This is a genomic window from Halomonas caseinilytica (genome assembly GCF_001662285.1).
GTDB lineage: Bacteria > Pseudomonadota > Gammaproteobacteria > Pseudomonadales > Halomonadaceae > Halomonas > Halomonas caseinilytica.
The window spans coordinates 580999-595055 of sequence record NZ_BDEO01000001.1; the positions used below are offsets into that span (position 1 = coordinate 580999).

The 14057-nt window shown below is 65.1% G+C and carries 13 protein-coding genes; 5 read left to right on the forward strand and 8 right to left on the reverse strand.

Features of this window, described 5'->3' with window-relative positions:
• Window positions 1-154: 154 nt before the first annotated feature.
• Window positions 155-1567 (forward strand): prephenate-dependent tRNA uridine(34) hydroxylase TrhP, encoded by a 1413-nt coding sequence (gene trhP / locus HSDC_RS02470; protein WP_064698632.1) that lies wholly within the window; start codon window positions 155-157, stop codon window positions 1565-1567.
• A gap of 41 nt (window positions 1568-1608) precedes the next feature.
• Complete coding sequence (locus tag HSDC_RS02475) at window positions 1609-2031, forward strand: SRPBCC family protein (protein WP_064698328.1); 423 nt, start codon at window positions 1609-1611, stop codon at window positions 2029-2031.
• Between the two features lie 21 nt (window positions 2032-2052).
• On the opposite strand, the gene HSDC_RS02480 is transcribed toward HSDC_RS02475, so the two are convergent.
• From HSDC_RS02480 to HSDC_RS02515, 8 genes are all read right to left on the reverse strand, one after another.
• Complete coding sequence (locus HSDC_RS02480; RefSeq protein WP_064698329.1) at window positions 2053-2292, reverse strand: DUF2789 domain-containing protein; 240 nt, start codon at window positions 2290-2292, stop codon at window positions 2053-2055.
• Between the two features lie 71 nt (window positions 2293-2363).
• Complete coding sequence (locus tag HSDC_RS02485) at window positions 2364-3428, reverse strand: asparaginase (RefSeq protein WP_064698330.1); 1065 nt, start codon at window positions 3426-3428, stop codon at window positions 2364-2366.
• A gap of 38 nt (window positions 3429-3466) precedes the next feature.
• Window positions 3467-4636 carry an MFS transporter gene (locus tag HSDC_RS02490; RefSeq protein ID WP_064698633.1) on the reverse strand — a complete coding sequence of 390 codons (1170 nt, stop codon included), beginning with the start codon at window positions 4634-4636 and terminating at the stop codon, window positions 3467-3469.
• A gap of 70 nt (window positions 4637-4706) precedes the next feature.
• On the reverse strand, window positions 4707-5207 hold the full coding sequence (locus tag HSDC_RS02495; RefSeq protein WP_064698331.1) for a hypothetical protein: 501 nt from the start codon (window positions 5205-5207) through the stop codon (window positions 4707-4709).
• 84 nt (window positions 5208-5291) lie between these two features.
• Window positions 5292-6578: a DEAD/DEAH box helicase gene (locus tag HSDC_RS02500; RefSeq protein WP_064698332.1), complete on the reverse strand. Its 1287-nt coding sequence runs from the start codon at window positions 6576-6578 to the stop codon at window positions 5292-5294.
• Window positions 6579-6721: 143 nt separating this feature from the next.
• The gene (locus HSDC_RS02505) at window positions 6722-7321 is read right to left on the reverse strand and encodes a PqiC family protein (protein WP_244534400.1); all 600 of its coding nucleotides are present in this window, start codon (window positions 7319-7321) and stop codon (window positions 6722-6724) included.
• Window positions 7318-9000: an intermembrane transport protein PqiB gene (pqiB, locus tag HSDC_RS02510; protein WP_064698333.1), complete on the reverse strand. Its 1683-nt coding sequence runs from the start codon at window positions 8998-9000 to the stop codon at window positions 7318-7320. The genes HSDC_RS02505 and pqiB overlap by 4 nt, the downstream gene beginning before the upstream one ends.
• A 16-nt stretch (window positions 9001-9016) precedes the next feature.
• Window positions 9017-10330: a paraquat-inducible protein A gene (locus HSDC_RS02515; protein WP_064698334.1), complete on the reverse strand. Its 1314-nt coding sequence runs from the start codon at window positions 10328-10330 to the stop codon at window positions 9017-9019.
• A gap of 134 nt (window positions 10331-10464) precedes the next feature.
• Between HSDC_RS02515 and HSDC_RS02520 the strand changes: the two genes are divergently transcribed.
• The 3 genes from HSDC_RS02520 to cydB all read left to right on the forward strand — a co-directional run bounded on the left by HSDC_RS02520 (window position 10465) and on the right by cydB (window position 14057).
• A complete protein-coding gene (locus HSDC_RS02520; protein ID WP_064698335.1) occupies window positions 10465-11448 on the forward strand; it encodes a calcium/sodium antiporter in 984 nt (327 codons plus the stop codon).
• Window positions 11449-11642: 194 nt separating this feature from the next.
• Window positions 11643-13052: a cytochrome ubiquinol oxidase subunit I gene (locus HSDC_RS02525; protein WP_064698336.1), complete on the forward strand. Its 1410-nt coding sequence runs from the start codon at window positions 11643-11645 to the stop codon at window positions 13050-13052.
• A gap of 3 nt (window positions 13053-13055) precedes the next feature.
• On the forward strand, window positions 13056-14057 hold the full coding sequence (gene cydB / locus HSDC_RS02530; RefSeq protein ID WP_064698337.1) for a cytochrome d ubiquinol oxidase subunit II: 1002 nt from the start codon (window positions 13056-13058) through the stop codon (window positions 14055-14057).

The following is a 14057-nucleotide window of genomic DNA, read 5'->3' on the forward strand; positions in this document are numbered from 1 at the left end:
AGAATTTGATGGCCGGGATCCGGTCCGGCGCGGCAACCTTACCGAAAGTGGCGCTTTCTGGCCAGATCATCGCCCAGTTGCTAGAATGCTGCGCCCTCATTTCAGCGCCGCCATGGACTTCTGGCGGTGCCATCGTCCTGACAACGGTGACTCCATGAAAGCCCCAGAACTGCTGTCGCCCGCCGGCACCTTCAAGAACATGCGCTACGCCTTCGCCTATGGAGCGGATGCCGTCTACGCTGGTCAGCCGCGCTATTCGCTGCGCGTGCGCAACAACGACTTCAAGATCGACAACCTGCACAAGGGCATCGCCTATGCCCACGAGCGGGGCAAGCAGTTCTATGTCGCCTCGAACATCGCGCCGCACAACAGCAAGCTGAAGACCTACCTGCGTGACATGGAGCCGGTGATCGAGGCTGGCCCCGACGCGCTGATCATGTCCGATCCCGGACTTATCATGATGATCCGCGAGCGCTGGCCCGAGCAGGAGATTCACCTCTCGGTGCAGTCCAACGTGGTCAACCACGCGGCGGCGAAGTTCTGGCAGCGCCAGGGCATCAGCCGGATCATCCTGTCCCGCGAACTGTCACTGGAGGAGATCGCCGAGATACGCGCCGAGTGTCCGGATCTCGAGATCGAGACCTTCGTGCATGGCGCCCTGTGCATCGCCTATTCGGGCCGTTGCCTGCTGTCGGGGTATTTCAATCACCGCGACCCCAACCAGGGGACCTGCACCAATGCCTGCCGCTGGAAGTACAATACCGTGGCGGCATCCGAGGACGAGACCGGCGACCTGGTTCCGGCCAACTCGGCCCGGGCCCACGATGCCAGTGGTATCTGGACCCCGGAGCAGGGCGCCGGGCTGATCGCCAGCGGTGGCGGCAGCGCCGAGAGCACGGCCACGGCGGGCGGCGTGGAAGGCCAGGACGAGCTTTCGGCGCTGATCGAGGATCGCAGCCGCCCGGGCGAGTTGATGCCGGTGCACGAGGATGAGCACGGCACCTACATCATGAATTCCAAGGATCTGCGAGCGGTGCAGCATGTGCCGCGCCTCGCCGAGATGGGCGTGACCTCGCTGAAGATCGAGGGGCGTACCAAGTCGCATTACTATGTGGCGCGCACCGCTCAGGTCTATCGCCGGGCCATCGACGATGCCGTGGCCGGCCGTCCTTTCGACATGCGCCTGATGGACGAACTCGACAACCTGGCCAACCGTGGCTATACGGAAGGTTTCTATCGTCGCCACGTCCATGACGAGTATCAGAACTATGAACGTGGCCACTCGATCGGTGTCCACCAGCAGTTCGTCGGCGAGATACGGGATTACGACCCCGAGCGGGGCGTGCTCGAGATCGACGTCAAGAACCGCTTCGAAGTCGGTGATGGCGTGGAGCTGATGTTGCCCGGCGGCAACCGGCGGTTCACGCTGTCGCATATCGAGAACCGTCGTGGTGAATCGGTGAGCGCCGCGCCAGGGTCGGGGCATGTGGTGCGCATTCCGGTGCCGGGTGAGGCGATTCCCGAAGAACGCATCGCCTACGCGCTGCTGATGCGGGACCTGCCCTGAAAGGGCCGGCACGATACGGCGTCGCAACACGGGAAAACAGCATGTCCACCATCGAACACAGCGCCATTCTCGAAGCGCCTCCTGAACGGGTCTTCGCCCTGCTCGAGCGGGTCGAGGACTTCGTCGACTATTCCGACCTCATCAAGGCCATCGAGCCGCTGGGGGAAGATCGCTATCGGTGGCACGTCAAGGCGGTGGGCATGGACTGGACCTTCGATGTGGTGATCACCGAGTCGGTGGCTCCGGAGGTGCTGGCCTGGGAGTCGGTGGATGGCGTGAGCAATCGCGGCCGCTACCACCTGACGCCGGTGCCCGAGGGGACCGAAGTCTCGCTGAGTCTCGAATACGAGATCAGGAATCGCCTGGTCGAGAAGGCCGTGCGTCGCGCGGCCAGCCCGCTGGTGAGCCGGGTGAGCCAGCAGATACTCGATCGGGTCGCTGCCCGCTTGGGAAGTACTGCGTAAGTGAATGCAGGGGGTAGGTAACTAGCTCTTCTTGCGCAGTGAGGCATCCAGGTGATCCACTACCTCGGCCCAGTCGGCGTCTGCCTCCAGCGCTTCGCGCAGCAGCTCGGCCTGGCCCTCGTTCCAGCAGGGGGCATCGGGCAGGGCCATGTCGTCAGGCAAGGGGCCGTTGCGTTCGATGAAACGCTTGATGGCGTCCGGATCGGAGGCGAGGCCGAGCTGTGCGAACAGCTCGCTGAAGGGATGATCGGGGGCTTCCATGGCGGGTTCCTCTGTCCTGATACGATCGACTCTGATGTCACTCTAGACGTAGTCGGGCGAGTGCGCCCGGCTCAATCGTCGAGGGCCGGTGTGGAGCGTTCGCCGACCAGGGGCGTGAGGAAGCGTCGGCGGCGTTCGTCGTCATCCAGTGGCTGGGCCAGGAGGTGGACCAGCTTGGTGACGGTGGCCTCCGGGGTCATATCGTCGCCCGACAGCACGCCGGCGTCGACCAGTCCTCGGCCGGCGGCGTAGGCGCCGATGCTGATGCCGCCATGGGGGCACTGGCTGATGGCGGCCAGCAACTTGCCTTCTCCGCTGGCTCGCGCGAGCACCCCCAGGATGGCCGGGTCCTCCGGCAGATTGCCGCCTCCCCAGACCTCGAGCAGAGCGCCCCGGACACGATCATCCAGCAACCAGGTCTCGAGCTGCCAGGCCGCGATACCGGGCCAGAGAACCAGGCGTGGTACGCCACCCTCGGCCAGGCCGGTGACATCGGGCAGTTCGAAGCGTGGCGCGCCGCGTTGATGTCGCTCCAGGCCGCGGCCAGGGAAGATCACGGCGTCATTGCCGACGAACTCGCCGAGCAGAGGGTAATTGGGGCTGATGAAGGCATCGGTGTGTCGAGTCTGCCACTTGCGACTGCGCACGCCGCGCAGAAGGCGTCCGGCAAAGCACAGGGCGACCTCCTGGAGACGCGCATCGGTGGCAAAGCGCATGGCCGCTTCGATGTTGGTCAGCGCATCGCTGCCCGAATGCTCGAGCGGTGCCATGGCGCCGGTCAGGATCACCGGACGGTCGATGCCCTGAAGCTGGTAGGCCAGGCTCGAGGCCGTCCAGGCCAGGGTGTCGGTGCCGTGCAGGATCACCACGCCATCGTGGGCCTGATAGTGGTCGGCGACGAGTGTCGCCAGGTCGCGCCAGTCGGCGGGCGTGGCAGCACTGGAGTCGATGGGGCGGGAGGTTTCCCGCATCTGGAAGTCGGGCAGTGCCGCGCGCCGTTCTGGTGACAGGGTGGCCAGGGCACGCCGCAATCGGTCCTCGAAATCGCGACCAGGGACCAGCCCCTGGGGGCTGTCCACCATGCCGAGGGTGCCGCCGGTGTAGATCACCAGCAGAGAGGCGCGAGAGGATGACATGCGGGCTCCTTTCTGATTGAACGCGGCTCGGTGTGCGATCAGCGGTAGTCGCGAATGAGCAGTCGGCCTTCGTCATCGGTCTCCAGGCGGCGATTGCGCCCGGCGAGCAAGGCGAAGACGACGGCCACCATGACGATGCTCAGAAGCACCAGGTTGATGGCAAGCAGACCAAGATCGAATTCCAGCATCATGCCCACGGCCAGCGGCCCTAGGGCCGCCAGGGTGTAGCCGCCGCCCTGGGCAAGGCCGGAAAGCTTGCCGGCCAGGCGCGAGTCGGCAGTACGCAGTACGATCAGCGTCAGCGCCAGGCTGAAGCTGCCGCCCTGACCGAGGCCCAGCAGGGCGATGCCAACCCAACGCCATGGCTCGGGGCCGATCAGCAGCAGGGTGAGGCCGGAAGCCACCATCAGCAACAGCAGCAGCAGGGCCGGTCGCTGGTCGCGACCCAGGCGAGCCAGCCAGGGGGCGACTAGCGCCGAGATCAGCTGCACCATCACCGAGGCCGCCATCATCCAGCCGGCTTCGGCGTCATCATAGCCCCGCTCGATCAGCAGAGTGGGCAACCAGCCGAAGACGATATAGGCCAGCGAGGACTGCGAGCCCATCAGTATCATGACCTGCCAGGCCAAGGGTTGACGCAACAGGGCTCGGGTATTGCCGGTGGGCGCTGGGCGGACCGCGGGACTTCCCGGCTGCGGCATCAGTACCAGCCAGGCGATCAGCGCGGCCAGGGCGAGCCCGGCCCAGGCCACCAGGGCAAATGGCCAGCCTCCGAAGGCATCGGCCATCGGAATGCTCAGGCCAGCGCCCAGGGCGCCGCCGAGACACAGGGCCATGGTGTAGACGCCGGTCATCAGGTCGGCGCCCCGGGGCAGTTCACGCTTGACCAGAGCCGGCAGCAGGCTACCGGCCACGCCGATGCCTGCGCCGACCAGCAGGGTTCCGGCGAACAGCCAGGCCGGCGTGGCCAGGCCACGCAGTCCCAGCCCCAGGGCCAGGACCAGCAGGGCAAGTGACAGGGTGCGTTCCGGGCCGAGACGACGCGATAGCCAGGGCGCGAGAGGGGCGAACAGGCCAAGGCAGAGCACGGGCAGGGTGGTCAAGGCGCCGATGCCGGCCACGGTCAGGTCGGTCTGGGCTTCGACGCGTGGCAGCAGGGGAGCCAGGGACGAGAGGGCCGGTCTCAGATTGAGGCCGACCAGAATCATCAGAAAGAAGAAGGCTGCGGGATGCAGCCGTCTCTCGGATGCGGTGCTGGCGTGGAGGCTCGACATAGGCTTACTTGAGGTGTGGACGCAGGTCACCCCGGGCGCTGTCGAGCAGCGTGATGAACTGGGTGTCGCCGCTACTGTCGACACGGTCGACCCTGGCCATGCTGGCCATTCCCTTGTCGACCTTCAATTGCTCGAAGATTTCCAGGGTCAGCTTCTCGGCGGGGAGATCGCCGGGGTTCAGCAGGCCATCTTCCAGGGTGAAGGTGGGCAACAGGGTGGCGCGTACCCGAGTCATGCCACCTTCGGCCAACACTCGGCGGACGAACAGCCAGCCTTCGCAGGTCAGGGCCTGGCCCTCGCGCTCGCGCAGGAAAAGGGTCCGGTAGCAGGCTCCTTCGCTGGCCGCCTTTTCGGCCATGCTGCGGTAGGCTTCGGTCATGCGCGTTGCTGAGACCCGTGCCTTTTCCAGCTCCCGCAGGGCGGCATTGTGCTCGCGCTCCAGCTTGGCCTGGCGCTGGAAGGTGAGCCAGCGGTGGTAATCGCGGATCAGCTCTTGAGTGTCCATGGCGTTCCTTGCAAATCCAGAATGGGATGAGGGCTATGGCGGATCACCGTCGCACAAGTCGCGGTGCTCCGCCACACTGGATGGCTATGCCTGCTGGCGCTTCTGTCCGCCGCGGCGCCGACGCTTCCTCCCGGCGGGGGCATCACGCTTGGCGGAGTCGTTGGCACCGGCGTTGCCGCCGCGCGCGCCGCGACCACGCCCGCCACGGCCATTCTCGATCGGCTCCGGCTTGGCATTGGGGTCCGGCTCGAAGCCCGGCTCGATGTGCTTGACCAGGTCGCGCTTGATCAGCCGCTCGATGTTCTTCAGCAGGCCGTGTTCGTCGACGCAGACCAGCGATACGGCCTGGCCTTCGTTGCCGGCGCGACCGGTGCGGCCGATGCGGTGGACATAGTCCTCGGCGACGTTGGGCAGCTCGAAGTTGACCACATGGGGCAGCTCGTCGATATCGAGGCCGCGGGCGGCGATGTCGGTGGCCACCAGAACCTGCAGGTCGCCGGACTTGAAGGCCGACAATGCCTTGGTGCGCGCCGACTGGCTCTTGTTGCCGTGGATGGCCATGGCCGGAATGTCGCGCTTGCCGAGATGCTCGGCCAGCCGGTTGGCGCCATGCTTGGTACGGGTGAAGACCAGCACCTGGAACCAGCGCTGGGACTGGATCAAATGCGCCAGCAGGTCGCGCTTCTTCTCGCGATCGACCCGGTAGACGGCCTGCTCGACAGTTTCGGCGGTCGTGTTGCGACGTGCCACCTCGATCAGGGTCGGCCGGTCGAGCAACTGGTTGGCCAGCGTCTGGATCTCGTTGGAGAAGGTCGCCGAGAACAGCAGGTTCTGGCGCTTGGCCGGCAGTAGCTTCAGCACCTTGCGGATATCGTGGATGAAGCCCATGTCGAGCATGCGATCGGCTTCGTCCAGTACCAGGGTCTCGACGCCGGAAAGGTCGACGTGGCCCTGCTGATGAAGGTCGAGCAGGCGGCCGGGCGTGGCCACCAGGATATCCAGTCCCGGGCGGATGGCATCCACCTGGGGCTGTTGGCCGACGCCACCGAAGATCACATGAGAGGTCAGGGACAGATGCTGGCCATAGTCCCGTACGCTTTCACCGACCTGGGCGGCGAGTTCGCGCGTGGGGGTCAGCACGAGGGCGCGCACACCGCGCTTGGCGGGACGCTTGCCATCCGCCAGCCGCTGTAGCATCGGCAGGGTGAAACCGGCGGTCTTGCCGGTGCCGGTCTGGGCGCTGGCCAGCAGATCACCGCCTTCGAGCACGGCAGGAATGGCCTTGCGCTGGATCGGGGTCGGCTCGGTATAACCCTGAGCTTCGATGGCGCTCAGGAGTTCGGCCCGCAGGCCTAGGTCGGAAAAACTCATGCAGTCTCCGCAGCAACGTCTCGATCCGTGCCGGCCGCCGCTGGCGGCCAGCCAGTCCCGGATCGGGACGTGGGAATAGGGTCAGACGCGGCAGGAGGGACCAGCGATGCCGCGAGTGGCGCCATTATGCCATAGTCGTACGGTCAGCGCAGCCGTTTGATCGCCGAGGCCAGCCGGTCGGCGAGGCGGTCCAGATCCTGCCCCAGCGCCTGGACCAGCGCCGGATAACCATCGGTCTCGAGCGGTGTGGTCAGGCTGAAGGGCGTCAGGGACAGCAGTTCGCCGTCGGCATTGCGCAGTTGCCAGCGCCCTTCGGCCACGGCCATGCCGTCATGTCGGCCCTGGAAGCGGTCCACCTCGAGCCGCAGGGCCAAGGGGGTATCGCTCCGGGTGGTGTCGCCGTCGAGCATGACCCGGGTGCCGGGCAGGCGAGCGGCCAGGCGATCGCGCAGGCCACGCTCGAGCTGGCGGCCCAGTGGCTCGGCCCACTGATGCCCCTGGGCCTGCTGGATGGTGATGTCGTCGAGTTGGAAGACGATGCCCTCCACATCGAGGTAGCGGGCCAGCCGAATGGGGCGTATCACCAGCAGCCGGTCGGCCGAGACATCGGGAGTGGCGTCCGCTATCGGCGCGTCGGGCAGGGTGTAGTGGGTCGGCGGTGTGCCGCTGGTGGCACAGCCGCTCAGCCAGAGGGCCGCCAGGGAGGCGGCGAGCAAGGCGGTGAGTCCTCTCGAAGGCATCATGGCTGACTCCTTGTGTCGGGGGCGCGGGGCATCGGGTCCTCGGTGTCGATGCTGTCGAACAGCAGGGCCCTGGGGTCTTCGCTGATCTTGCGGGCCGCGGGTTGCAGGTCGCGCATCAGGCGCTCGACCTGGTCCAGGGTGTCGGTCAGCTCGCGATAGGCCGGCGAGTCGGCGGAGAGCCCTTCCAGCGTCGTCTGCAGTTCTTGCAGTGTCGCGTTGAGGTTGCCCGGCAGTTCTCGGGTGCCGGGGTCGTCGAGCAGGGACTGCATGCTGGTGGTCAGGTCGCGCACTTCCTCGAGCATGGCTTGCGATGTCGTCAGGTTGTTTTCCAGGCCGGTCAAAACCGGCGCGACCTCGAGTGCATTGAGCTTGTCGAGCAGGGCCGTGACCTGGGATTGGATCTGCGCCAGTCCCGAGGACGTGGTGGGGAAGACGGTGCGTTCGACGAAGGTTTCCGGTTCATACTCGCCGGCACGTTGATCATCGAAGGTCAGGTCAACGAACAAGGCGCCCGTCAGCAGGCTGCCGTTCTTGAGGGAAGCGCGCAGGCCGAGGTCAAACAGACGATCGAAGCGCTCGCGCCATTCGTCGAGGTCCAGGTCCTGATCGTCGATGCCCAGGCGTTGCGGCTCGATACGGATCAGCACCGGAATGGCCAGGCGGTCACGATTGTCCGGCTGCGGTGCGGTGAAGTTCCAGGGGACGCTGGTGACCGTACCGATACGCACGCCGCGGAATTCCACCGGCGCGCCCTTCGAGAGGCCGCGGATGGTGTCCTCGATCAGCAGCACGTACTCGAGGTAGCGGTCGAAGGTGCCCTGGCGAGCGCTTTCCTCGTCGGCGAAAAGCTTGAAGGTAGTGTCGGGTTCCACGGTCTCGCCCCGCGGGAGATCCTCGGGCACCCCGAAAGTGACGCCGCCACCCAGCAGCGCTTCGATGGATTCGACCTGGACGCGGACGCCCTGGGAGTCGAGCCGAAGGTCGATGCCGCTGCTGCTCCAGAAGCGGGTGTTGGACGTGATCAGGCGGTGATAGGGGCTCTCGATGAAGATGCGGTGGTGCATTTGTCGCGTCTCGACGTCGAAGTCGGCCTGTTCGACGCGGCCCACGGTGAAGCCCTGGAAGGTGATGGGGTCGCCGACACTGAGGGCGTTGCCGACTTGACTGACCAGGTTGATGCGCAATCCCTCGGCGCCGGGCGGAGCCACCGGCGGTTGATCCCTGACCTCGAAGGTACGTGCTTCCTCGTGGCTCTGTCCGGGTTCGAGCTGCAGGTAAGCGCCGGACAACACGGTGTTGAGACCGCTGATGCCTTCGCGACCGATTCGGGGCTTGACCACCCAGAAATTGCTGTCCTCGACCAGCATGGAGGTGGCCTGGGTCTTCATGCGGGCCTTGATGACGACGTTCGACTGATCTTCCGAGAGGGAGACGGATTCGACCTGGCCGACTTCGACATTGCGCGTCTTGATGAGGGTCTTGCCGGCCTCGATGCCATCGGCACTATCCATGGTGAGGGTGATCACGGGGCCGCGGCTGGCATAGTTGTCGTATACCAGCCAGGCGCCGATCAGCAGCGCCACGATGGGGACGATCCATATCGGCGACAGCCTGGCTTGCCGTGTGGCGCGGGCACGGTGTTCGTCGTCCCGTTCAGTGTCGCGGGAAGTATCGTTCATGAAGCGCTTCCTTGTTTCATGTGAGGCGTTTCCCGGTAGGCTCGTCCGGATCGTCCCAGATTAGCCTGGGGTCGAAGCTCATGGCAGCCAGCATGGTGATCACCACTACGCCGCCGAAGGCCAGGGCGGCGGGGCCGGGAGTGACCGACATCAGGTTGCCGGCGCGAATCAGGGCTACCAGGATCGCCACCACGAAGATATCGACCATCGACCAGCGACCGATGAATTCGGTGAGGCGATACAGCCGAGTACGGGTCAGGGCTTTCATGCGATGGGCGCGTGGCGCGACCAGGCAAAGCCAGGAGAGGGCGATCAGCTTGCCCAGAGGCACGAGCACGCTGGCGACCAGGATGACCATGGCCACCGGCCAGGAGCCCATTTCGATCAGTTGGACGACCCCGCCGATGATGGTGGAGGGGTTAGGGCGGCCGAGGCTGGTGGTAGTCATGATCGGGTAGACATTGGCCGGGATGTAGAGCACGGCGCTGGTGGCGATGAGCGCCCAGGTGCGTTGCAGGCTGTAGGGATGACGTACGTGCAGGCGTTCTCCGCAACGCTGGCATCGGCCCTTGCCGCTTGTGTCCAGTCGATTGACGAGCCCGCAGGTGGCGCAGCCGGTGAGCCCCTGGCCGGCTGCGGTTTCGCCGGTGCGGCTGCCTTCCGGTGCACTGGGCTCGCCGGCCAGGGCGAACCACAGCCAGTCTCGGTCGATGGACTGGGTGGTGGCGAGCAGCAGGACCACGAAGGTCCCGAACGCCCAGAAGCCGGCACCGAGTTCCACGTCGGCGAGCCCGGCGATCTTGATCAGGCTGACCAGGGTGCCGATGAGAAAGACATCGGCCATCATCCAGGGGTGCAGGTGCGCCAGGGAGCGGGCAACGCTACGGCTGGCCGGCAACGGCGTGCCGCGCAGCAGCCCCGTCTGCAGCCAGATCACGCCGATGAGATAGAGCGCGGGCAGCACCAGGATGGTCAGTAGCACGGCAATGGCCACGATCGGTTCGTGGTAACCGATCAGCTCGGTTGCCGACTGGGGCAGCTCGATTCGGTTTCCCACCCCTCGGACACTGAAGCCGAGGAAGGGATAGCTCACTGCCAGGGCGAGCGTCACCAGCGAAGCCAGTGCCAGCGCCATGCTGCGCTGGGCGGGATAGCGGTGTCGACGTACCTCGGCATGGCCGCAGCGAGGACAGCTCGCCTGCTCGCCGGAGCGCAACGGGGGAAGGGCCATCATCCAGTCGCACTCGTGACAGGCACGCAGGCGTCGCCGCGAGATTCGAGTCTCGGGCGGAGCCTGGTCGACGAGTGGTGCCCTTCCGGGCATGGTCATGGGTCTAGAGGCCAGCCTTGGCACTGGGCGCTCATCCTCCTGGCACCAGGGTGAAGACAAACTCAAGTGTGTCACGTTGACGCCGAGGGGGCCATAGTCAAACATACGAACCCGAATGTTCCGATGGAGATACCATGATGCTTCCCGTTCTGGCGGTGGTGGCAGGCCTGATCCTGCTCATGTGGAGCGCCGAGCGCTTCGTCGATGGGGCGGCGTCGACCTCATCCCACCTCGGGCTGTCGCCCCTGCTGATCGGGATGCTGGTGATCGGTTTTGGCACCTCGGCGCCCGAGCTTGTGGTCTCGGTCATCGCGGCGGCGCAGGGCAATCCCGGGCTGGCGCTGGGCAATGCCTATGGCTCGAACATCGTCAACATCGGGCTGATCCTCGGGCTGGTGGCGTTGATCTCGCCGCTTGCCGTGCACTCGAGCATGATTCGCCGCGAATTGCCGGTCCTGGGGGGCGTGACCCTGCTGTCGGCCTTGCTGCTGCTGGGCGGCGTGCTGGGCAGGTTCGAAGGAGGACTGCTGCTGCTGGTCCTCGTGGCCTTCATCGGGTTCAGCATATGGCAGGCCTTGAAAGCACCCGAGGATGCGATGACTGCGGATACCGAACAGGATATCGCCTCCCATCCGATGTCGCTGCGTGCTGGACTGCTCTGGACGGCCTTCGGCCTGTTGCTGCTGGTGGTCAGCTCGCGCCTGCTGGTGTGGGGGGCGGTGTCCATTGCCCAGAGCTTTGGGGTCAGCGATCTGATCATCGGGTTGACGGTGGTGGCCGTGGGAACTTCCTTGCCCGAGCTTGCCTCTTCGATCAGCGCCCTGCGGCGTGGCGAACACGATCTGGTGCTGGGCAACGTGGTCGGTTCCAACCTGTTCAATACGCTGGGCGTGGTGGGGCTGGCTGCGCTGATCACACCGATCGAGGTGGCACGCGAGGTGCTGCTGCGTGACTGGACGCTGATGATGGCCATGACCGTCCTGATGACGGTCTTTGCCCTGGGCTGGCGGAACCGTGCCGGACGGATCAATCGACTCGAAGGCGGAGCGCTGCTGGCCATGTATCTGGCCTATACCGGTTTCATGATCAGCCTGGTCATGCAGGGAGGTACGGTTTAGTCACCTGCGACAACACGACACTCTAGGTCTGATCCGTCACCGGAGTAGCATGGTGGCATGACGACTTCCGCCGCGTGATGGCGGGGCTCGAGACATGACGCAATACAAGGGTCGTGTCTATCGTCTAGGCTGTTGCATGAGCGGAGGCTCAACTGTCTCCGTTTCATTCCGAGTGAAGGAACCTGGAGTCTGCCATGGAACTAGATCCACTGTTGCTGTCGCGGTTGCAGTTCGCTTTCGTGGTGTCTTTCCACGCCATCTTTCCCGTCTTCTCCATTGGGCTTGCGTCCTACCTCGCGGTGCTCAATGGGCTGTTCTACCGCACCGGCAACCCGGCCTGGGAACGCCTGGCCGTGTTCTGGGCCAAGGTCTTCGCGGTGGTGTTCGCGATGGGAGTGGTATCGGGCATCGTCATGTCCTTCCAGTTCGGCACCAACTGGAGCAACTTCTCCTTTGCTGCCTCGAACTTCCTTGGGCCCTTGCTCAGCTACGAGGTGGTCACGGCCTTCTTCCTCGAGGCGACCTTCCTCGGTGTACTGCTGTTCGGGCGCAAGAGAGTGCCTCAGGGGGTTCACCTGTTCGCTTCCATCATGGTGGCGCTGGGAACTTTCATCTCGGCATTCTGGATCCTGGCGGCCAATAGCTGGATGCAGACGCCGGTGGGAACGGAACTCATCGACGGACGTTTCCATGTGACCTCCTGGTCGGAGGCGATCTTCAATCCCTCCTTCCCGTATCGCTTCGCGCATATGGTGCTGGCGTCCTTCCTCACCGGAGGCTTCGTGGTGGCCGGGGTCAGTGCCTGGTACCTGTTGATCGGGCGCGACGTCGAGGCCAACCGGAAGGCCTTTTCGATGTGCCTGTGGCTGCTGCTGGTTCTGGCGCCCACCCAGGCCGTAGTGGGGGACTTCCATGGTCTCAACACCCTGGAACACCAGCCAACCAAGGTAGCGGCGATGGAAGGCAACTGGGAGACACAGACGCACACGCCGCTTCTGCTGTTCGCCTGGCCGGACAAGGAGGCCCAGGAAAATCTCGTCGAGTTCGGCATTCCGGGACTGGCGAGCCTGATCCTGACGCACGACATCGCCGGCGAGGTGCCCGGGCTCAGCGAGGTGCCGCCGTCGGAGCAGCCGCCCGTATGGCTGGTCTTCTGGTCGTTCCGTCTGATGGTGGCCCTGGGGGGGGCGATGATCGCCGTGGCCCTGGCCGGGCTCTGGTTGCGCGTCAAGGGTCGCCTGTACGACCAGCGTGGCTTCCTGCAATTGATGCGGCTGATGAGCGTGTCGCCCTTCCTGGCGGTGCTGGCTGGCTGGTTCGTGACGGAAGTCGGTCGCGCGCCCTGGTTGGTCTATGGAGTGATGGATCAGACCGAGGCCCTCACGCCTTCGCTGAGTGGCTGGATGGCGTTGACGACCCTGGTGGGATACATCGCCGTTTACGCTATCGTGTTCTGGGCCGGTTTCTACTACCTCACCCGCGTGGTGCGCCAGGGGATGCTGCCTGATCTCGAGCCACACGACGAGGTGGAGCGTCCCGCACGTCCGTTGTCTGCCGCTCATGCGTCCTTCGAGGACGCCGCCAATCAACCGGGCAGGAGCTGAGCCATGGAAATGTTCGATCTGTCATTGATCTGGGCCCTGATCATTGGTTTCGGGGTCATCATGTACGTGCTCATGGATGGTTTCGACCTAGGCGTGGGGATTCTCTTTCCCTTCGCGCCGGACGAAGCCGGGCGTGATGTGATGATGAACTCGGTGGCGCCGATCTGGGACGGTAACGAAACCTGGCTGGTTCTGGGCGGCGCCGGTTTGCTGGCGGCCTTTCCGCTGGTCTACTCGGTGTTCCTGCCAGCGCTGTACCTCGGGGTATTCCTGCTGCTGGCCGGGTTGATCTTCCGGGGCATCGCCTTCGAGTTCCGCTTCAAGTCGCATCGCAATCGCCACTGGTGGAATCGAGCCTTCTGCTGGGGGTCGGCGGTAGCCTCCTTCGCCCAGGGGGTAGTGGTCGGCGCTTATATCCAGGGGTTCGCCGTCGAGGATTTCGTCTATGTGGGTGGTCCACTGGACTGGCTGACACCTTTCACGGTGCTGACCGGCCTGGGCCTGATGGCGGGCTATGCGCTGCTCGGGGCTGCCTGGTTGATCATGAAGACCGAAGGGCGCCTCCAGGAGTGGGCCTATGGCCTGGCACCGAAGCTGCTGGTGGCGGTCCTGGCCGTCTTCGCGATCATCAGTTTCTGGACGCCCTTCGTCGACGAGGCGGTGCGCGAGCGCTGGTTCGGGCATCTGCACTGGATCTGGATCTTCCCCTTGCTGGCGCTGGCCTGCGCGGCACTGGTCTGGCGCGCCGTGCGCCAGCGTCGCGAAGGCCAGCCCTTCATCGCCACACTCGGCCTGTTCGTCTTCACCTATCTGGGCCTGGTGGTCAGCAAGTGGCCGGTGATCGTACCCCCGGACTACACCATCTGGGACGCCTCCTCGGCGCCCGAGTCGCAGCTCTTCCTGTTGCTTGGCGTGCTGTTCGTGATTCCGCTCGTGCTGACCTACACCGCCTGGACCTACTGGGTGTTCCGCGGCAAGGTCCGGGAGGGCGAAGGCTATCACTGA

Coding starts and splice junctions, on each gene's coding strand:
- trhP (WP_064698632.1), top strand. CDS start 155: ATGAAAGCCCCAGAACTGCTGTCGCCCGCCGGCACCTTCAAGAACATG.
- HSDC_RS02475 (WP_064698328.1), top strand. CDS start 1,609: ATGTCCACCATCGAACACAGCGCCATTCTCGAAGCGCCTCCTGAACGG.
- HSDC_RS02480 (WP_064698329.1), bottom strand. CDS start 2,292: ATGGAAGCCCCCGATCATCCCTTCAGCGAGCTGTTCGCACAGCTCGGC.
- HSDC_RS02485 (WP_064698330.1), bottom strand. CDS start 3,428: ATGTCATCCTCTCGCGCCTCTCTGCTGGTGATCTACACCGGCGGCACC.
- HSDC_RS02490 (WP_064698633.1), bottom strand. CDS start 4,636: ATGATTCTGGTCGGCCTCAATCTGAGACCGGCCCTCTCGTCCCTGGCT.
- HSDC_RS02495 (WP_064698331.1), bottom strand. CDS start 5,207: ATGGACACTCAAGAGCTGATCCGCGATTACCACCGCTGGCTCACCTTC.
- HSDC_RS02500 (WP_064698332.1), bottom strand. CDS start 6,578: ATGAGTTTTTCCGACCTAGGCCTGCGGGCCGAACTCCTGAGCGCCATC.
- HSDC_RS02505 (WP_244534400.1), bottom strand. CDS start 7,321: ATGATGCCTTCGAGAGGACTCACCGCCTTGCTCGCCGCCTCCCTGGCG.
- pqiB (WP_064698333.1), bottom strand. CDS start 9,000: ATGAACGATACTTCCCGCGACACTGAACGGGACGACGAACACCGTGCC.
- HSDC_RS02515 (WP_064698334.1), bottom strand. CDS start 10,330: ATGACCATGCCCGGAAGGGCACCACTCGTCGACCAGGCTCCGCCCGAG.
- HSDC_RS02520 (WP_064698335.1), top strand. CDS start 10,465: ATGATGCTTCCCGTTCTGGCGGTGGTGGCAGGCCTGATCCTGCTCATG.
- HSDC_RS02525 (WP_064698336.1), top strand. CDS start 11,643: ATGGAACTAGATCCACTGTTGCTGTCGCGGTTGCAGTTCGCTTTCGTG.
- cydB (WP_064698337.1), top strand. CDS start 13,056: ATGGAAATGTTCGATCTGTCATTGATCTGGGCCCTGATCATTGGTTTC.